The following is a 17,276-nucleotide window of genomic DNA, read 5'->3' as shown; positions in this document are numbered from 1 at the left end:
GGGAAATCCGGTTCGATGGGTGAAGAACGACAGGCGGGACGCGTCAGCGCGTCGTCTCGCCCTTGACGAAGAATTCCTTGCGGCCGCGCATCGTCTCGATGCGCTCGATCAGCAGCGCAAGATCTTCGGGGGAATCCAGCGGGTTCAGGTGTTCCGCGGCGACCGTCAGCACCGGCGTGCGGTCGTAGTGGTAGAAAAATTCGTTGTACGCGTCGACGAGCGAGCGCAGGTACGTGTCGCTGATCTGCAGTTCCATCGGCAGCCCGCGCTTCTGGATGCGCGAGAACAGCACTTCGGGGCTCGCCTGCAGATAGACGACGAGGTCGGGCGACGGCGCCTGCGGCACGTCCACGTGCGTCGCGATCGACCGATAGAGCTGCCATTCGTCTTCCGGCAGGTTCAACCGCGCGAAGATGTCGTTCTTCTGCGGCATGAAATCGGCGACGACGGGGCGGCCCGTTTCCAGCGCGCCGACCAGTTCGCGCGCCTGCTGCGCGCGCTGCAGCGCGAACGACAGCTGCACGGGCAGCGCGTAGCGCGCGGTGTCGCGATAGAAGCGTTCGAGGAACGGATTGTCCTGCGGGCGTTCGAGCAGCGTCTGCATCGACCAGCGCTCGGCGAGCAGGCGCGCGAGCGTCGTCTTGCCGACGCCGATCGGGCCTTCGATCACGAGATAGCGGTGCGGGGCGCGCAGGTCGGGGGCGGTGACGGTCAGCGGAGTGGGGTTCATCGGCAGCGGTTCTTGTCGGTGTCGTCGCTGGCCGCGAGCGCCTTCTGCATCAGGCACTGGCAGGTCTGCACCTTTTCGACGCGCTGGTCCGCGACGGCGGCGAGGAACGCATCGGCGCGGCCGCGCGCGGGGATGTCGAGTGCCGGCTCGATCTCGACGAGCGGCACGAGCGCGAATGCGCGGTCGGTGAGGCGCGGGTGCGGGACGATCAGGTCGGGTTCGTCGATCGAGTCGGCGCCGAACAGCAGGATGTCGAGGTCGAGCGTGCGCGGCGCGTTGCGATACGGGCGCTCGCGCCCGAAGTGATGTTCGATCTTCTGGCAGAGCGCGAGCAACTCGCGGGCAGACAGCGTCGTGTCGAGCTTGACGGCGCAGTTGTAGTAGTCGTCGCCGCCCGCTTCGAACGGCGCCGTGCGATACAGGCTCGATTTGCCGAGGATCGAGATGGTGCGCTGCTGTGCGAGGCACACCACCGCGTCCTTCAGGGTCTGGCGCGCATCGCCGAGATTCGCCCCCAGTCCGATATATGCAACCGTCATGGCATCACTTCCTACGTCGTTCGCCGGCGCGTGCGTCAGTCGTCGGAACCGCCCGCGGTGTCCGGTGCCTGCTCGGCGGCACCTTCACCCGGCTTGCGGTTTCGCGCGCCGCCGCGGCGGCGCCGCTTGCGGGGCGACTTTTCCTTCGAGCCGCCCTGCGTGAGCAATGCCTCGCGGGCAGCCGCGTCGCCTTCGATGAAATCCGTCCACCACTGTCCGACATCCGCATCGAGCTCGCCGGATTCGCAGCGTAACAGGAGGAAATCATACCCCGCTCTAAACCTTTGGTGTTCCAGCAGCCGCATCGCGCTGCGGCCCGAGCGTTTCTCGAGGCGCAACTGCAGGCCCCAGATCTCGCGCATGTCGGCCGAATAGCGCTTGTGGATCGCGAGTTTCTCGGTCTGCATGTCGATCACGTCGTCCATCGCGCGATGGAGCGCCGGCACCGGGATCTCGCCTTCGGCCGTGTATTGCTCGAAGCGCTGGCGCATGTCGTGCCACAGCAGCGTCGCGAACAGGAAGCCGGGCGATACCGGCTTGCCGGCGCGCACGCGCGCGTCGGTGTTGTTCAGTGCGAGCGTGATGAACTTCTCGCCCTGAGGCTGTTCGAGCACGACGTCGAGGAGCGGCAGCAGCCCGTGGTGCAGGCCTTCCTTGCGCAACTGCTTCAGGCACGCGAGCGCATGGCCCGACAGCAGCAGCTTCAGCATTTCGTCGAACAGGCGCGCGGCCGGCACGTTGTTGATCAGGTCGGCCAGCGCGTTGATCGGCTCGCGCGTATGCGGCTCGATTTCGAAGCCGAGCTTCGCCGCGAAGCGCACGACGCGCAGCATCCGCACCGGATCCTCGCGGAAACGCGTGGCCGGATCGCCGATCATCCGCAGCAGGCGGGCGCGCATGTCGGCCATCCCGTCGTGGTAGTCGAGCACCGTCTGCGTCGACGGGTCGTAGTACATCGCGTTGATCGTGAAGTCGCGGCGCGCGGCATCTTCGTGCTGCTCGCCCCACACGTTGTCGCGCAGCACGCGGCCGCTCGCGTCGACCGCGTGCGTGCGGCGATCGAGTTCGTCGCGCTTCAGGCGCCTCGGCGGTTCGGCCGACGGGGCAGCCTCGGGCGGCGCGTCGACCAGCGCGCGGAACGTCGATACCTCGATCAGTTCCTGGCCGAACTGCACGTGGACGATCTGGAAGCGGCGGCCGATCAGGCGCGCGCGGCGGAACAGGCGCTGCACCTCGGTCGGCGTCGCGTCGGTCGCGACGTCGAAGTCCTTCGGCGCGATGCCGAGCAGCAGGTCGCGAACCGCGCCGCCGACGATGAACGCGCGAAAGCCTGCCTGCTGCAGCGTATCGGTCACGCGCACGGCATTCCTCGAGATCAGCGACGGATCGATCTGGTGGACGCTGGCCGGCACGACGGTCGGCTCATGGTTGCTGCGCGGTTTCTTCGCGCCGCCGCGTGCGCTTTTCGTGGGGCGCGGGGCAGCAGGGGCCGCTTCGTCGGCCGGAGCCGCTTCGGGGGGCGTTTGCTGGGCTTCGTCCTGGCCGAGCAGCTTGCGGATGAATTTTTTGATCACGACGTTCAGAATAAATCGAGGATACGCCAGCCGCGGGTGCTTGCATGCGCACGCAGCGTGTCGTCAGGGTTGGTCGCGATCGGGTCGGTGACTTTCTCGAGCAGCGGGATGTCGTTGTGCGAGTCGCTGTAGAAGTAGCTGTGCGCGAAGTCGTCCCAGTGCTTGCCGAGCGACGCGAGCCATGCTTCGGTACGCACGATCTTGCCTTCGCGATAGCTCGGCGTGCCGGTCGGCCGGCCCGTGTACGGCGAATCGGGATGCCCGTCGGTCGTTTCGACTTCGCACGCGATCAGCGTATCGACGCCGAACGCGGTCGCGATCGGGCGCGTGATGAATTCGTTGGTCGCCGTCACGACGCAGCACAGGTCGCCCGCATCGAGATGCTTGCGCACGAGTTCGAGCGCGGCGGGCGTCATCGCGGGCCGGATCACCTCGTGCATGTACTGCTCGTGCCATTCGGCGAGCTGCGCGCGCGAATATTTCGCGAGCGGCGTGAGCATCGCCGTGAGGTACGCATGGATGTCGAGCTTGCCGGTCTTGTAGTCGGCGAAGAACTGATCGTTCTGACGCGAGAAGCTTTCCGCGTCGACGATGCCGAGCTTCACCATGAAGCGACCCCATTCGTGGTCGCTATCGGTCGGGATCAGCGTGTGATCGAGGTCAAAGAGTGCCAGATTAGTCATGGAAGCGCATTTTACTCGAAGCGGTTCGGGCCCGTGCCCGGTGGTGTGATGTCGTCGCCGGGACGCGCAAGCATGCGGCGCAGCAGCGGCAGCGTGACGGCGCGTTTCTGCTCGAGCGAGAAGCGGTCGAGCGCGTCGAGCAGCGCCATCAGGCTCGGCATGTCGCGGCGGAAATGGGTCAGCAGGTAGGCGGCGATGTCGTCGGTGAGCGCGATCCCGCGCTCCTTCGCCGCGAGCTTGAGCACGGCGATCTTGCCGGCGTCGGACGGCGGCGACAGGTGGAACACGAGCCCCCAGCCGAGGCGCGTGCGCAGATCCTCGCGCACGTCGAGCGCGAGCGGCGCCGCGGGGCCCGCCGCGACGAACGCGCTCGACGGATGCGCGCGGACTTCGTTGAACAGGTTGAACAGCGCGACCTGCTGCGTGTCGGTCATCCGGTCGCAGTCGTCGATCGCGTAGATGCCGATGCGCGGGTCGAACGTGAACGCGCCGAGCGGGCTCTGCGGCGTCAGGTAGCGCGCATAGCCGTACGACGCGTCGCTCACGAGCGCCTGCAGCAGGTGGCTGCGGCCGCTGCCGGGCTCGCCCCAGATGTAGAACGACCGGTCCGGCACGGGGCCCGCCGCGAGCGCGAGGTCGAGCTTCTGCAGCCGCGTGACGAGCTCGTCGTTCTCCTCGCTCATGATGAAGTTGTCGAACGTGGCGGGCGGCGGCGTGCCGAGATCGAGCGTCAGTTGACGGGACACAGTCACAATGCGGGTCGGTTGAAAATACGCGCGCCGTACGCCGGGCACGCGCCGGGGACCGCGGCTCCGTAGGCTGCACGCGCGACCGCACGCACGGCGGCGCGCCGGTTTCGGCGCGGCTCGCTGGGCGATGAAAACGGGGACGTGTCGACCAAGATGCAATCCCTGACGATTCGGTGCTGGGAATTCCGGCCAACGGGCCGGCTTCGGGTAAAATCGCATTTTACCGACCTTCTCGCATTCCCCCATGAATCCTCCGAAATCCGCTCCCGACGCTCAGGGTCTGTCCTATCGCGACGCAGGCGTCGACATCGACGCTGGCGACGCGCTCATCGACAAGATCAAGCCTTTTGCGAAGAAAACCCTGCGCGACGGCGTGCTCGGCGGCATCGGCGGGTTCGGCGCGCTGTTCGAAGTGCCGAAGAAGTATCGCGAGCCCGTGCTCGTGTCCGGCACCGACGGCGTGGGCACCAAGCTCAAGCTGGCGTTTCATCTGAACAAACACGACACCGTCGGCCAGGATCTGGTCGCGATGAGCGTGAACGACATCCTCGTGCAGGGCGCCGAGCCGCTGTTCTTCCTCGACTACTTCGCGTGCGGCAAGCTCGACGTCGACACGGCCGCAACGGTCGTCAAGGGCATCGCGCAGGGCTGCGAACTGTCGGGCTGCGCGCTGATCGGCGGCGAAACGGCCGAAATGCCGGGCATGTACCCGGACGGCGAATACGACCTGGCCGGCTTCGCGGTCGGTGCGGTCGAGAAGAGCAAGATCATCGACGGCAGCACGATCGCCGAAGGCGACGTGGTGCTGGGCCTCGCATCGAGCGGCATCCACTCGAACGGCTTCTCGCTCGTGCGCAAGATCATCGAGCGCGCGAACCCCGACCTGTCGGCCGATTTCCATGGCCGCCCGCTCGCCGACGCGCTGATGGCGCCGACCCGCATCTACGTGAAGCCGCTGCTCGCGCTGATGCAGAAGCTGCCGGTGAAGGGCATGGCGCACATCACGGGCGGCGGCCTCGTCGAGAACATTCCGCGCGTGCTGCGCGAAGGCCTCACCGCCGAGCTCGACCAGAACGCGTGGCCGCTGCCGCCGCTGTTCAAGTGGCTGCAGGAGCACGGCGGCGTCGCCGACGCGGAAATGCACCGCGTGTTCAACTGCGGGATCGGCATGGCCGTGATCGTCGCGGCGGCCGATGCCGACGCGGCGATCGCCGACCTGAGCGCCGCCGGCGAACAGGTGTGGAAGATCGGCACCGTGCGTGCGACCCGCGAAGGCGAGGCGCAGACGGTCGTGGTCTGACGCACCGCCAGCAGCAGATGCAGCAGGGAAAGCCGCCCGGAGTCGATCCGGGCGGCTTTTTTTTCGGGCGCCGCGCGCGGCGCCGATGAAGGAGGGACGACGATGACCGAAGACGAACATGCGATCCGCGAGCTCGTGGAAAACTGGTTCGTGTCGAGCCGGCGCGGCGATCTGGCGACCGTGCTCGACCTGATCGCCGACGACGCGATCTTCATGGTGGCCGGCAAGCCGCCGTTCGACAAGGCGGCGTTCGCGGCCGCGTCGCGTGAAGCGAACGCGGGTGCGGAGCATGCACCGAAGGTCGACGGCCGTTACCGGATCGACGAGCTGCGCGTGATCGGCGACTGGGCATACATGCGCAATTTTCTCGAGATCGACGCGACGCCGCCGGGCGGCGAAACGATCCGCCGCTCGGGCCATACGCTGACGATCTTCCGCAAGGCCGGCGGCCGCTGGCAGCTTGTGCGCGATGCGAATCTCGTGACGCTCGCGCACTGAACGCGGCGATGCGTATGGCGGCGCCTGGGCCGCTCAGGCGGACGGCCGCGGTGCGCCCGCCGGCCGCGTGCCGGCCAGCAACGGCGGCACGAGCAGATAGAGCAGCGCGGCCGCGGCCCACACGAGCCCCGGCAACGTCGCGCGCGTCGCCGCATAGGTCGCGGTGACGACCAGTGGGCCCGCCACGCCGATCAGGCTGGCCACGCTCGCGAGCGTGCCCTGCAGTTCGCCCTGGCGCGCATCGTCGACCTGCCGCGCGAGCATCGCCTGCAGCGCCGGCAGCGTCATGCCGCCCGCCGCGAACAGCGGCAGCAGCGCGAACGGCACCCATGCGGCGGTCGCGAACGCGATCGCCGCGAGCCCGAGCGCGTCGCCAGCGAGCCCCAGCGCGAGCGCGCGACGCTCGCCGAGCCGCGCGATCAGCGGCCCGATCGCGAACGCCTGCGCGAGCGCATGGCACGCGCCGTAGCCCGCGAGCGACAGCCCCGCGATCGGCGTCGACCAGCCGAAATGTTCCTGGCCGTACAGGATCCACAGCGTCGCGGGCGCCTGCGACACCAGCGCGACGATCACGTAGATGCCGATCAGCGGCACGAGCGCGGGTGCGCCGCTCAGCCGGCGCAGGCTCGCGAACGGGTTGAGCGCGGCGACCGTGCGGCCTGCGCGGGCCGGGCGCGGCCGCGATTCCGGCAGCGCTCGCCACACGAGCAGGAGATTCAGCGCATTGAGCAGCGCGGCCGCGACGAACGGCGCGCGCAGGTGCAGCGCGCCGAGCAGCCCGCCGATCAGCGGGCCCGCGATGAAGCCGATGCCCATCATCGCGCCGAGCTGGCCGAAGCGCCGTGCGCGGTCGGGTTCGGCCGTGACGTCGGTGACGTACGCGGTCGCGACCGCCACGTTTGCGCCCGTGATGCCCGCGATCAGCCGCCCCGCGTAAAGCCACGCAAGCGTCGGTGCGAGCGCCATCAGCAGGTAGTCGAGCGCGGCACCCGCGAGCGACGCGAGCAGTACGGGCCGGCGGCCGAAGCGGTCGCTCAGCGCGCCGAGCAGCGGCGCGCACAGGAACTGCGCGAACGCGTACAGCGCGAGCAATACGCCGTAGTGCGTGTCGGTGCTGCCCGCGCCGGCGAGCGAGCGCAGCAGGCCGGGCAGGATCGGCATCACGATCCCGACGCCGATCGCGTCGAGCAGGACCGTGGCCAGGATGGCAATCAGGGACGGATTCAAGAGGGTGACTCTATCGGTGATAGAGTGCTGATTATTCCATGGTTTCCCTATCGGTGATAGAGATGAAGGACACAGGGGCGCGATTGACGCGCGATACGGTATTGCGCGCGGCGCTCGAACTGCTTGATGAAGTCGGTATCGACGGGCTGTCCACGCGGCGGCTCGCCGAGCGGCTCGGCGTGCAGTCGCCGACGCTTTACTGGCATTTCAGGAACAAGGCCGAGCTGCTCGACGCGATGGCCGAAGCGATCATGCTCGAGCGCCACGGCGCGTCGCTGCCGCGGCCGGGCGAAGCGTGGGATGCATGGCTTGCCGGCAACGCGCGCAGTTTCCGCCACGCGCTGCTCGCTTATCGCGACGGTGCGCGCCTGCATGCCGGTACGCGGCCGCGCGCGCTGCATTTCGGTTCGATCGAACGCAAGGTCGCGCTGCTCTGCGATGCGGGCTTCGCGCCGGATGAAGCGGTCGACGTGATGTATGCGCTCGGCCGCTTCGTGGTCGGATGGGTGCTGGAAGAACAGGCGAAGCCGGACGGCGAAGCCGATGCGCCGCTGCCGGACGCGGCCGGGTATCCGCTGCTCGCGAAGGGCTGGGCCGCGCTGCGCGAGCGCGGCGGCGACGAAGCGTTCGAGCGCGGCGTCGCGCTGATCGTCGATGGCGCCCGCGCGCATCTGGCAGCGCGCTGGCGCGGCTGACGCGGGCTGCCGGCGGCGCGGTCAGCCCGGCGCGCGGCCGTCGAGTACGCGTTCGAGCGCGTCGAGCGCGCGGGCCGTCGAGTCCGGCGCGATGCAGTCGACGACGATCCGTTCCGGCATCGCGCGCAGCCAGGTGAGTTGGCGCTTGCACAGCTGGCGCGTCGCGAAGATGCCCTTGTCGCGCATCGTCCGGTAGTCGGTGTCGCCGTCGAGGAATTCCCACGCCTGCCGATAGCCGACGCAGCGCATCGACGGCAGGTCGGGATGGAGATCGTCGCGACGGCGCAGCCGTTCGACTTCGTCGATGAAGCCCGCGTCGAGCATCGCGTCGAAGCGCTGCGCGATGCGTGCGTGCAGTACCGCGCGATTCGACGGTTCGAGCGCGACCGGCACGAAGCGGTACGCGGCGGCCGCATCGTCCGCGCGCCGCGGCGCGGCAAGCAGCGCCGACATCGGCTGCCCGCTCAGCATGAAGATTTCGAGCGCACGCTGGATCCGCTGCGAATCGTTCGGCGCGAGCCGCGCGGCCGTGTCGGGATCGACCTGCGCGAGCCGCGCATGCAGCGCGGGCCAGCCGTCGCGCGCGGCGTCGGCGTCGAGCTGCGCGCGCACGTCCGGATCGGCGCCCGGCAGGTCGTTGAGCCCCTGCGTCAGCGCCTTGTAGTACAGCATCGTGCCGCCCGCGAGCAGCGGCGTGCGGCCGCGCGCGGCGATCTCGCCGATCAGGCGGAGCGCATCCGCGCGGAATTCCGCGGCCGAATACGCGTCGGCCGGATCGATGATGTCGATCAGGTGATGCGGCACGCTCGCGCGTTCTTCGCGAGTCGGCTTCGCGGTGCCGATATCCATGTCGCGGTAGACGAGCGCCGAATCGACGCTGACGATCTCGATCGGGCGGCGCGCGGCGAGCGCCAGCGCCGCGGCCGTCTTGCCCGAAGCGGTGGGGCCGAGCAGGCAGGCGATCGTCGTCGGGGTGGACTGCGAAGGAGCGCTCATTGCCCGCGCATGAAGAGACGGTCGAGATCGTTCAGCGTGAGCTGATACCAGGTCGGCCGGCCGTGATTGCACTGGTCCGCGCGCTCGGTCGCCTCCATCTGGCGCAGCAGCGCGTTCATCTCGTCGAGCGTCAGGCGCCGGTTCGCGCGCACCGCGTGGTGGCACGCGAGCGTGCCGAGCAGTTCGTGCTGACGCTCGGTGAGCACGCGCGAGCCGCCGAACGCGTGCAGGTCGGCGAGCACCGCGCGCGCGAGCGACTGCAGGTCGGCATCCTTCAGCAGCGCCGGCACCGCGCGGATCGCGAGCGTCGTCGGCGACAGCACCGCGAGATCGAAGCCGAGCGATTCCAGCGTGTCGCGTTCTTCCTCGACCGTGCCGATCTCGACCGGCGTGGCCGTCATCGACACCGGCAGCAGCAGCGGCTGCACGGCGACCGAGCGATCGGCGAGCGCGTTCTTGAACTGTTCGTACAGGATCCGCTCGTGGGCCGCGTGCATGTCGACGATCACGAGCCCGTGCGCGTTCTGCGCGAGCACGTAGATGCCGTGGATCTGGCCGAGCGCGAAGCCGAGCGGCTGCTCGTCGTGCGCGGTGGCGGCGATCGGCGATGCGGTGAAGCCCGGCAGAGGCGCACCCGGCGCGTCGGCCGAATCGCGGGCGACGGTGGTCGTGCCGTCCGGCGTGCCCGCGCCGCTGTCCTTGCGGCCGAACAGCGCATCGTAGAGCGCGAGCGGCTGCGCGACGGGCAGCGTGCCCTGCGTCATCCGCGCCTGGCGCATCCAGGTGTTGCCCGCCGCCGACGGCGACGGCGACGAGAAGCCGCTGCCGCCGGTGGCCGGGCCGTGGCCCTGGCCGAGCGGTGTGTCCAGGAACGAGGCGGGCCCGCGCGGCGCGGGTTCGATGTGCGCGGCGTGACCGCCCGCGGTGGTTTCCGGCGACGCGCCCGCGTGGCGCGCGAGCGCGCGCTGGACCGCATGGAACACGTACTGGTGGATCGAGCGCGAATCGCGGAAGCGCACCTCGATCTTCGACGGATGCACGTTCACGTCGACGGCTTCGGGCGGCAGGTCGAGGAACAGCACGTACGACGGGTAGCGGTCGCCGTGCAGCACGTCCTCGTAGGCCGCGCGCACCGCGTGCGTCAGCAGCTTGTCGCGCACGAAGCGGCCGTTGACGAAGAAATACTGCTGGTCGGCGCGCCCGCGGCTCGCGGTCGGCAGGCCTGCGCAGCCGTAGACGGCGAGCGGGCCGGCCTGTTCGTCGAGCGGCAGGTGCGCGGTCGCGAAGCTGTCGCCGAGGATCTTCGCGACGCGCTGCGCGGGCTCGGTCGCATTCCAGTGCTCGACGGCCTTGCCGTTGTGCAGCACCGAGATTGCGACGTCCGGCCGCGCGAGCGCCGCGCGGCGGATCATTTCCAGGCAGTGGCCGAACTCGGTCTGCTCGCTTTTCAGGAACTTGCGCCGCGCGGGCGTGTTGAAGTACAGCTCGCGCACCTCGATCGTCGTGCCGGTCGAGCCGGCGGCGGGCGACAGCACGCCGGTCTGCGCATCGATTTTCATCGCATGCGCGGCATCGGTCGTCCGGCTCGTGATCGACATCTCGGCGACCGACGCGATCGACGCGAGCGCTTCGCCGCGGAACCCGAGCGTCGCGACCGCCTCGAGCTCCTCGAGCGAGCGGATCTTGCTGGTGGCATGGCGCATCAACGCGAGCGCCAGCTCGTCGGGCGGAATCCCGCAACCGTCGTCGGTGATCGAGATGCGCTTGACGCCGCCTTCTTCCAGCACGATGCGCAGCGTCGTCGCGCCGGCATCCATCGCGTTCTCGAGCAGCTCCTTGACGACCGACGCCGGGCGTTCGACGACCTCGCCCGCCGCGATCTGGCTGATCAGCTGGTCGGGCAGGGGCTGGATCGCGCGCAGCGGGCGCGGAGCGGGGGCGGGCGCGGCGCCCGCGGCCGTTTCGGTGATATCGGACATGGCCGAATTATAGCGAGGCGGCGGATGCGTGCCGGGGCGGCCGGCAGTTACGTTTTTTCACGGAGCCTTAAGGTAGTTTCGGTATGATGGCTCCGTCGCGCGCGCCGCCTTGGCCGGCGGGTGCTTCCGCCTTTTCCGACCATTCCGGTCCTTTCGCCCTTTCGCCTTCGAGGAATCGCATTTGGATACGCTGCTTCATTTCGTCAACCTTGTCCTGCATATCGACGCATTCCTCGGCGATTTCATCCGGCAGTACGGCGCATGGGTCTACCTCGTTCTGTTCCTGATCGTGTTCTGCGAGACGGGGCTCGTCGTGTTCCCGTTCCTGCCCGGCGATTCGCTGCTGTTCATCGGCGGCGCGTTCGCGGCGACAGGCGAAATGAACGTCGGCGCGCTGATCGTGCTGCTGCTCGTCGCGGCGATCTCCGGCAACACCGTGAACTACCTGATCGGCCGCTGGGTCGGCCCGAAGGTATTCAATACCCATATCCCGGTGCTCGAGCGCTTCCTCGATCGCGCCGCGCTGCAGAAGACCCACTCGTTCTACGACAAGCACGGCGGCAAGACGATCGTGCTCGCGCGCTTCATCCCGGTCGTGCGTACGTTCGCGCCGTTCGTCGCGGGTGCGTCGTCGATGAGCGCCACGCGCTTCCAGCTCTTCAACGTGGTCGGCGCGCTGGTCTGGGTGCTGCTGCTCGTGCTGCTCGGCTATTTCTTCGGCAACATCCCGTTCGTCCGCCAGTACCTGAACGTGATCGTGCTGGTGGGCATCGGCGCGGCGATCGTGCCGGTCGCGCTCGGCGCGGTATGGAAGCTCGTGCGCGGGCGGCAGTCGGACAAAGCGCGGGGGACGGGCGGGCGCTGAGCTGGCGCGCTTCAGCTCCTGTTCCGAGCAATAAAAAAGCGTGGCGGTTGCCACGCTTTTTTTCGTCCGGCGCCGCCGTTACGCGTTGCGATGCGAGAGCGGCGTTTCGGGCGTCGGGTATTGCGCGTCGCGGAACGTCTCGATGATCACGCGGTTGGTATCGCAGTACACCTGCCAGTAGTTCTCGGGCGCCGTGGACGGGCGCACGAACAGCAGCGGGCCTTCCGGCGTGAACTGCAGCACGCCGACGTCCGGTGCCGGATTGGTCAGCACGTTCGGGATCTGCTGGATCGACGTCTTCAGGCGGTTGATCGCGTCGACTGCGTCGACGCCGTTCGCGATCTTCGCGGTCAGGTCGACGCGGCGGTGCGACGTCGCGCTGTAGTTCGCGATGTTGTCCGAGAAGATCTTGTTGTTGCCGACGATCGTCACGATGTTGTCGGCGGTGACGATCGTCGTGCCGAACAGGCCGAGCTCCTTCACCGTGCCCGTGACGCCGCCTGCGCTGATCACGTCGCCGATCTTGAACGGGCGCAGCACCTGCATGAACACGCCGGCGGCGAAGTGCGCGAGCAGGCCGCCCCAGGCCGTGCCGATCGCGAGGCCGAGGCCGGCGAGCAGCGCGGCGAACGAGGTCGTCTGCACGCCGAAGATCTGCAGGATCGCGAGGATCAGCAGGATCGTCAGCAGCACGCCGACGACGGAGGTCAGGTAGTCGGTGAGCGTCGGGTCGACCTTGCCGCTGCGGCGTACGACCTTGCCGAGCAGGCGCGTGCCGATGCGGATCGCCCAGCGGCCGATGAACCACAATACGAGCGCGGCGAGGAGGTTGAGGCCGAAGTCGAGGCCGCGGGTCATCAGGAATTGCTGGGCGGTGGCGAGATCGGGCATGAAGTCTCCGGGAGTGGGAAGGGAAAGGGTGAAGATCGAACGTAAGGGGGCTCGATCGATGGGCCCTTTATAGCCGACGCGGCGCCATGAGGCAACGGGCCTGGTGGTTGGCGCGTTGGTCAACGCTTGCCTGACGCGTCGATCCGCAACGATTCTCTTTATCTCTCTTTGCGGTTCGCGTACCGCGCCTGACGACGCGCACGCCTGCGGCCGCTACTTTTGCCGCGGCCCGAACGGCCGCTGCTGCACGTCCGCCCCGTGCGCGACGATTGCCATGCCCTCCGGCACTTCCTCCCACGCGCCGCGCAGGTCGACGAGCGGCTCGGACACGACCATGAACGCGTCGTCGCCGACTTCGGCGATGCGCGGGTCATGCGGATACAGCTCGTGCAGGTGCTTGAACGACGTGCTGTGGAACAGCGAACGCGATTGCCGTTCGCTCGAGTAGCGCACCGCGATGATCCGTTCGCCGTCGGTCGCGCAGACCGTCATGTTGAGCGGGTCGGCCACGCGATGCCGCGCGGCGGTTTCCTCGACCACGCCGGCCATCTGTTCGAGCGCCTGCAGCGGCGTCTGCTCAAGGCCGTACGTCAGCGCGAGGCGGAACATCAGCTCGGAATCGGTCGAGCCTTCGAGCGTCGGGAACAGTGCTGGATCGACCTTCATCGTCAGGTCGCGGCGCAGCTTGTGGAAGCCGCGGATCAGCCCGTTGTGCGCGAACAGCCAGCGGCCGTGGCGGAACGGGTGACAGTTGGTTTCCTGCACGGGCGTTTCGGTCGCCGCGCGGATATGCGCGATGAACATCCGCGAGCGGATCGCGCGCGCGGCTTCGCGCAGGTTGCGGTCGTTCCACGCGGGATGCACGGAGCGATAGCGGAACGGCAGTTCGTCGGGGTGCCCGTACCAGCCGATGCCGAAACCGTCGCCATTGGTGGTCGTGGCGCCGAGCTCCGAATGCAGGCTCTGGTCGATCAGCGAATGCTTCGCGCGGAACAGCACGGTCTCGAGATGGATCGGATTGCCCGTATAGGCGAGCCAGCGGCACATGGAGCGCTCCCTCACGATGAATCGTTCGCGCATGGTAGCCGACTTCGCCGCGCGGCCGCGTCTGCGGCCTGCCGGCACGGTTGTCCGTGCAAGCGCGCTGCCGATACTCATACGTAACGCATCCGCATCCGCATCCGCATCCGCACCCGCATCCGCGATGCGCAACCGCCCGGCCAGGCGGCCGGGCGTCACGCAGCGAGGCGGCCCGCGACGGCGCCGCCGTATCCGTCACGCTCAGTTGCCGAGCGCGTCCATCACGCGCGCCGAATAGACGAGCGCCGCGCCCGCATTCAGCGCAATCGCGACGCCGAGCGCTTCCGCCACTTCCTCCCTGGTCGCGCCATGCTTTGTCGCTTCGGCCGTGTGAACGGCGATACAGCCGTCGCAGCGCGTCGTGACGGCCACCGCGAGCGCGATCAGCTCGCGCGTTTTCGCGTCGAGATGGCCCGTCTTGGCGCCGGCCCCTGCCAGCGCCTGGTAGCCGGCCAGCGTATCGGGCGACAGCTTGGCGATATCGCCGATGCGCGTCGAGAGTTCCTTCCGGTATTCGTTCCAGTTCAGCATGATGCGTCCTTTCGAGTAGAGGTGAGGAGGGCGGCGGGGGCCGCGATCTCGGGCGATGCAGGGCTATTCTGATCGTTCGCGCTGAGGGTTTCGATACGCTAGAGTGTCAATTTTTAGCGCAATCGTCTCATGGATGCATTGAGTCAACTGTTGTCGCTGGGCCGCAGCCATGTCGAACTCGACGTGCGCTGCCTGCTCGACGGGCCGTTCGCGATGCCGCACGACCCGTTGCCACCCGGCGAGGCGGCGTTCCACCTGCTGCTGGCCGGCACGTGCCGGCTGCGTACCGCCGACGGGCGCACGCTGCAGCTCGCCGACGGCGATTTCGTGCTGCTGCCCGCGGGCGGCGCGCACGACCTGCTCGACGCGGGGGCCGGCCGGTCGCGGCCGGTCGCGCCGCTGCGCGAACCGGACGCCGCCGGCGGCGCGGTGGTCCCGGTCAAGTCGAATCTCGATCCGGCCGAACCGGGCAGTGCGAGCGTGGACCTGCTGTGCGGACGTTTCGTCTATGCGCGCGGCGCGGGCGAACTGCTGATGCGCACGCTGCCGCAGGTGCTGCACGTCGGGTTGCGCGAGGCGTCGGGGTTTGCGCCGCTGCAATTGCTGACGAGCGTGCTGCGCACCGAGGCGTCGAATGTGCAGCCGGGCGCCGGCGCGATCGTGAATGCGCTCGGCCAGGCGCTGCTCGCGTATGCGTTGAGCGCGTACGGCCGCGACGCGCGCGTGCCGTCCGGCTGGCTCGCGCTCGCGGCCGATGCGCGGCTCGGCCCGTCGGTCCAGGCCGTGCTGCAGGCGCCGGAGCAGCCGTGGACGGTCGAGTCGCTCGGCGACGCAGCGGCGATGTCGCGCGCGACCTATGCACGGCATTTCCGCGAGAAAGCCGGGATGAGTGTCGGCGCGTTCGTCGCGCAGATCCGGATGATGCACGCGTGCGCGCTGCTGCTGGATACGCAGCGTGGGCAGGCGGAGATCGGCCAGGCGGTCGGTTATCAATCCGAGGCGGCCTTCGGCAAGGCGTTTCGAGCGGTGCTCGGCACGACGCCCGGGCGCTGGCGGCGCGCGCAGCGCGGCATGTAAGACTGCAAGCGCGGCCGTCTTGGCGCGCGCCAAAGCTGCTACCATGCGCGAAACGCAGTTCAACGAAAACGATTTCGAACAAGAAGAAAGAGAGGGCAAAGCAATGAACCAGACCACCACCCAGCAGCCGTCGTTCGCATTCGTGGCCGCGTCGTGGGCCGCACTGATCGCAGGTTTCGCGGCATTCCTGATCGGGCTCTGGAACGCCGGCATGCAGCTCAACGAGAAGGGCTACTACTTCACCGTGCTGGTGTTCGGCCTCTATGCGGCGATCTCGCTGCAGAAAAGCGTCCGCGATCGCGCGGAAGGCATCCCCGTCACCGGCATCTACTACGGCATCAGCTGGATCGCGCTGCTGCTGTCGATCGCGCTGCTGGTCGTCGGCCTCTTCAACGCAACGCTGCAGCTGAGCGAGAAGGGCTTCTACGCGATGTCGTTCGTGCTCGCGCTGTTCGGCGCGGTGGCCGTGCAGAAGAACACGCGCGACCTACAGAGCGCGAAGCCGCGTTATACCGACGCCGAGCCGTCCACCCAGGAGTGACGGTGCACGGAACGGGCGCCCGCCGAGGCTGCCCGTTTCGCGACGACGCCTGCGGCGCCCCGCATTCGCCGGCGCGCCGCAGGTTCCCCGTCGTTTCGTTTCATCCATGCCGTCGCGCATGACGATGGAGATATTCAGGATGCCAGACATCACCGAAGCCGCATCGTGCACGAGCACGGCCTTGGCCGCCCGTGCCGTTGCGGCGAAGGCCGCGCTCGTGCTGGAGACGAACAACCTGCGCGGCGGCGCCGGCCTCGCACAGGCTGTCGACAGCCTGAAGCGCCTCGTGTCGGCGCTGTCGAAGCAGACCGTGCCGCCCGCGGCACTCGCGCAATGGATCATCACGCACGACGGCCTGCCTGCCGATGCGTGCGCGCAGATCGTCGCGCTGGCCGGCCGCCAGATCGACTTCGTCGAGATCGGCGCGAGCACCGGCTACTACGATGCGAAGAACGACGGCTTCGATCGTGTCGACGCGGCTCGCTGCGACATCGTCGTGTTCGGCGATGCCGATTGCCGGCCAGCCGACGACTGGCTCGAGCACCTGCTTGCACCGTTCGCGCGCGATGTGCCCGCTGCGGTGGCGGGGCGGACCAGCTATGCGCCGAACGTGCTCGGCATCGCGCTGACGTCGATCGATTTCATGTATTTCCCGAGCCCGCTGCGCGACGGCGCGACACGCAACTTTTACGCGAACAACGTCGCGTTCCGGCGCGACGTGTTCGCGCAATTCCGCTACGAGCCGCTCGACGGCGTCTATCGCGCGCATTGCCAGGTGATGGGGCTGCGGATGCAGGCGGCCGGCGTGGCCGTCGAGTTCGCGCCGGCCGCGCATACCGAGCATCGGCTGCCGGACACGCATCGCGAATCGCTGAAGCTGCGCTGGATGCGCGGCGAGGACAGCGTCGGGCTGACGCCGTATCTCGTGAACGCGTACCTGCCGCGCCAGTGGCAGTGGCTCGGCCGCAGCGGCCCGCTCGGCCCATTCTGCGTGATGGCGATGCGGCTCGGCTACAGCCTGCGCGCGCTCGATCGCCAGCAACTGCCGCGGCTTGGCGCCGTCCGCTATCTCGCAGCCGTCGGCGTCACGATCGCCGCGTCCGCCGTCGATACGCTCGGCGCGCTCGCACGCGGTTTCGGGCTCGCGGGACGGGCATCGGCCCGGCGCGATCTCGACGCGCTGTCCTATCACCGTCATTGAAACGGCGCCGCGCACCGCGGCCCCGCCACTCCGACTCCCTGCATTCATCCCGACGACGACTATGCCTTCATTCGCCGCCCGTGTTGCCTGCCTCGCCCTGTTTGCCGCCAGCGCCGGCGC

18 protein-coding genes are annotated in these 17,276 nt (G+C 68.5%); 7 read left to right on the top strand and 11 right to left on the bottom strand.

Annotated features, from left to right (window positions below; all coding sequences use genetic code 11):
* Positions 1 to 43 precede the first annotated feature (43 nt).
* The 5 genes from ACNQQL_RS19770 to hda are packed head-to-tail and all read right to left on the bottom strand — an operon-like array spanning position 44 to position 4,278.
* The gene (locus ACNQQL_RS19770) at positions 44 to 730 is read right to left on the bottom strand and encodes a deoxynucleoside kinase (RefSeq protein ID WP_072436264.1); all 687 of its coding nucleotides are present in this window, start codon (positions 728 to 730) and stop codon (positions 44 to 46) included.
* Positions 727 to 1,269: a 2-amino-4-hydroxy-6-hydroxymethyldihydropteridine diphosphokinase gene (gene folK / locus ACNQQL_RS19765; RefSeq protein WP_204425859.1), complete on the bottom strand. Its 543-nt coding sequence runs from the start codon at positions 1,267 to 1,269 to the stop codon at positions 727 to 729. Before folK ends, ACNQQL_RS19770 begins: the two co-directional genes overlap by 4 nt.
* A gap of 35 nt (positions 1,270 to 1,304) precedes the next feature.
* Complete coding sequence (gene pcnB / locus ACNQQL_RS19760; RefSeq protein WP_347065176.1) at positions 1,305 to 2,843, bottom strand: polynucleotide adenylyltransferase PcnB; 1,539 nt, start codon at positions 2,841 to 2,843, stop codon at positions 1,305 to 1,307.
* Positions 2,844 to 2,848: 5 nt separating this feature from the next.
* Positions 2,849 to 3,526 carry an HAD family hydrolase gene (locus tag ACNQQL_RS19755; RefSeq protein WP_347065175.1) on the bottom strand — a complete coding sequence of 226 codons (678 nt, stop codon included), beginning with the start codon at positions 3,524 to 3,526 and terminating at the stop codon, positions 2,849 to 2,851.
* An 11-nt stretch (positions 3,527 to 3,537) separates the two neighbouring features.
* Positions 3,538 to 4,278 (bottom strand): DnaA regulatory inactivator Hda, encoded by a 741-nt coding sequence (hda, locus tag ACNQQL_RS19750; RefSeq protein WP_279388899.1) that lies wholly within the window; start codon positions 4,276 to 4,278, stop codon positions 3,538 to 3,540.
* A gap of 241 nt (positions 4,279 to 4,519) precedes the next feature.
* Between hda and purM the strand changes: the two genes are divergently transcribed.
* Both purM and ACNQQL_RS19740 read left to right on the top strand, forming a co-directional pair.
* Positions 4,520 to 5,575: a phosphoribosylformylglycinamidine cyclo-ligase gene (purM, locus tag ACNQQL_RS19745; RefSeq protein ID WP_347065174.1), complete on the top strand. Its 1,056-nt coding sequence runs from the start codon at positions 4,520 to 4,522 to the stop codon at positions 5,573 to 5,575.
* 102 nt (positions 5,576 to 5,677) lie between these two features.
* A complete protein-coding gene (locus tag ACNQQL_RS19740) occupies positions 5,678 to 6,073 on the top strand; it encodes a YybH family protein (RefSeq protein ID WP_034183413.1) in 396 nt (131 codons plus the stop codon).
* Between the two features lie 33 nt (positions 6,074 to 6,106).
* On the opposite strand, the gene tet(64) is transcribed toward ACNQQL_RS19740, so the two are convergent.
* The gene (tet(64), locus tag ACNQQL_RS19735) at positions 6,107 to 7,300 is read right to left on the bottom strand and encodes a tetracycline efflux MFS transporter Tet(64) (protein WP_347065173.1); all 1,194 of its coding nucleotides are present in this window, start codon (positions 7,298 to 7,300) and stop codon (positions 6,107 to 6,109) included.
* Between the two features lie 62 nt (positions 7,301 to 7,362).
* Here tet(64) and tetR point away from each other — a divergent pair, with 62 nt between their 5' ends.
* The gene (gene tetR / locus ACNQQL_RS19730; RefSeq protein ID WP_347065172.1) at positions 7,363 to 7,995 is read left to right on the top strand and encodes a tetracycline resistance transcriptional repressor TetR; all 633 of its coding nucleotides are present in this window, start codon (positions 7,363 to 7,365) and stop codon (positions 7,993 to 7,995) included.
* 21 nt (positions 7,996 to 8,016) lie between these two features.
* Here the strand turns inward: tetR and miaA are convergent, their stop codons facing one another.
* Together miaA and mutL are read right to left on the bottom strand one after the other, a co-directional pair.
* Positions 8,017 to 8,991 (bottom strand): tRNA (adenosine(37)-N6)-dimethylallyltransferase MiaA, encoded by a 975-nt coding sequence (gene miaA / locus ACNQQL_RS19725; RefSeq protein ID WP_347065171.1) that lies wholly within the window; start codon positions 8,989 to 8,991, stop codon positions 8,017 to 8,019.
* Entirely contained in the window at positions 8,988 to 10,970 is a 1,983-nt protein-coding gene (gene mutL, locus ACNQQL_RS19720) for a DNA mismatch repair endonuclease MutL (RefSeq protein WP_347065170.1), read from the bottom strand. The genes miaA and mutL overlap by 4 nt, the downstream gene beginning before the upstream one ends.
* A 181-nt stretch (positions 10,971 to 11,151) precedes the next feature.
* Between mutL and ACNQQL_RS19715 the strand changes: the two genes are divergently transcribed.
* Positions 11,152 to 11,835 carry a DedA family protein gene (locus ACNQQL_RS19715; protein ID WP_347065169.1) on the top strand — a complete coding sequence of 228 codons (684 nt, stop codon included), beginning with the start codon at positions 11,152 to 11,154 and terminating at the stop codon, positions 11,833 to 11,835.
* Positions 11,836 to 11,913: 78 nt separating this feature from the next.
* Here the strand turns inward: ACNQQL_RS19715 and ACNQQL_RS19710 are convergent, their stop codons facing one another.
* From ACNQQL_RS19710 to ACNQQL_RS19700, 3 genes are all read right to left on the bottom strand, one after another.
* Positions 11,914 to 12,726 (bottom strand): mechanosensitive ion channel family protein, encoded by an 813-nt coding sequence (locus ACNQQL_RS19710; RefSeq protein ID WP_204425864.1) that lies wholly within the window; start codon positions 12,724 to 12,726, stop codon positions 11,914 to 11,916.
* A gap of 213 nt (positions 12,727 to 12,939) precedes the next feature.
* A complete protein-coding gene (locus tag ACNQQL_RS19705; RefSeq protein WP_347065168.1) occupies positions 12,940 to 13,773 on the bottom strand; it encodes a class II glutamine amidotransferase in 834 nt (277 codons plus the stop codon).
* Between the two features lie 234 nt (positions 13,774 to 14,007).
* A complete protein-coding gene (locus ACNQQL_RS19700; protein WP_072436251.1) occupies positions 14,008 to 14,337 on the bottom strand; it encodes a carboxymuconolactone decarboxylase family protein in 330 nt (109 codons plus the stop codon).
* 129 nt (positions 14,338 to 14,466) lie between these two features.
* Here ACNQQL_RS19700 and ACNQQL_RS19695 point away from each other — a divergent pair, with 129 nt between their 5' ends.
* The 3 genes from ACNQQL_RS19695 to ACNQQL_RS19685 all read left to right on the top strand — a co-directional run bounded on the left by ACNQQL_RS19695 (position 14,467) and on the right by ACNQQL_RS19685 (position 17,156).
* Positions 14,467 to 15,414, top strand: a complete 948-nt coding sequence (locus ACNQQL_RS19695) for an AraC family transcriptional regulator (RefSeq protein WP_347065167.1) — start codon at positions 14,467 to 14,469, stop codon at positions 15,412 to 15,414.
* Positions 15,415 to 15,517: 103 nt separating this feature from the next.
* Entirely contained in the window at positions 15,518 to 15,955 is a 438-nt protein-coding gene (gene yiaA / locus ACNQQL_RS19690; protein WP_347065166.1) for an inner membrane protein YiaA, read from the top strand.
* A 139-nt stretch (positions 15,956 to 16,094) separates the two neighbouring features.
* The gene (locus tag ACNQQL_RS19685) at positions 16,095 to 17,156 is read left to right on the top strand and encodes a glycosyltransferase family 2 protein (protein WP_347065165.1); all 1,062 of its coding nucleotides are present in this window, start codon (positions 16,095 to 16,097) and stop codon (positions 17,154 to 17,156) included.
* The last annotated feature ends 120 nt before the right edge of the window (positions 17,157 to 17,276 follow it).

Origin of the sequence: Burkholderia sp. LFS061 (genome assembly GCF_047978125.1) — a bacterium.
GTDB lineage: Bacteria > Pseudomonadota > Gammaproteobacteria > Burkholderiales > Burkholderiaceae > Burkholderia > Burkholderia pyrrocinia_C.
Note: the sequence above shows the minus strand (reverse complement) of the source record. Positions and strands in the feature narration are given on the sequence as shown.

What these genes read in the sequence shown, in the direction of transcription:
- ACNQQL_RS19770 (WP_072436264.1), bottom strand. Translation starts at nt 730, where the DNA reads ATGAACCCCACTCCGCTGACCGTCACCGCCCCCGACCTGCGCGCCCCG.
- folK (WP_204425859.1), bottom strand. Translation starts at nt 1,269, where the DNA reads ATGACGGTTGCATATATCGGACTGGGGGCGAATCTCGGCGATGCGCGC.
- ACNQQL_RS19755 (WP_347065175.1), bottom strand. Translation starts at nt 3,526, where the DNA reads ATGACTAATCTGGCACTCTTTGACCTCGATCACACGCTGATCCCGACC.
- purM (WP_347065174.1), top strand. Translation starts at nt 4,520, where the DNA reads ATGAATCCTCCGAAATCCGCTCCCGACGCTCAGGGTCTGTCCTATCGC.
- ACNQQL_RS19740 (WP_034183413.1), top strand. Translation starts at nt 5,678, where the DNA reads ATGACCGAAGACGAACATGCGATCCGCGAGCTCGTGGAAAACTGGTTC.
- tetR (WP_347065172.1), top strand. Translation starts at nt 7,363, where the DNA reads ATGAAGGACACAGGGGCGCGATTGACGCGCGATACGGTATTGCGCGCG.
- miaA (WP_347065171.1), bottom strand. Translation starts at nt 8,991, where the DNA reads ATGAGCGCTCCTTCGCAGTCCACCCCGACGACGATCGCCTGCCTGCTC.
- mutL (WP_347065170.1), bottom strand. Translation starts at nt 10,970, where the DNA reads ATGTCCGATATCACCGAAACGGCCGCGGGCGCCGCGCCCGCCCCCGCT.
- ACNQQL_RS19710 (WP_204425864.1), bottom strand. Translation starts at nt 12,726, where the DNA reads ATGCCCGATCTCGCCACCGCCCAGCAATTCCTGATGACCCGCGGCCTC.
- ACNQQL_RS19705 (WP_347065168.1), bottom strand. Translation starts at nt 13,773, where the DNA reads ATGTGCCGCTGGCTCGCCTATACGGGCAATCCGATCCATCTCGAGACC.
- ACNQQL_RS19700 (WP_072436251.1), bottom strand. Translation starts at nt 14,337, where the DNA reads ATGCTGAACTGGAACGAATACCGGAAGGAACTCTCGACGCGCATCGGC.
- ACNQQL_RS19695 (WP_347065167.1), top strand. Translation starts at nt 14,467, where the DNA reads ATGGATGCATTGAGTCAACTGTTGTCGCTGGGCCGCAGCCATGTCGAA.
- yiaA (WP_347065166.1), top strand. Translation starts at nt 15,518, where the DNA reads ATGAACCAGACCACCACCCAGCAGCCGTCGTTCGCATTCGTGGCCGCG.
- ACNQQL_RS19685 (WP_347065165.1), top strand. Translation starts at nt 16,095, where the DNA reads ATGCCAGACATCACCGAAGCCGCATCGTGCACGAGCACGGCCTTGGCC.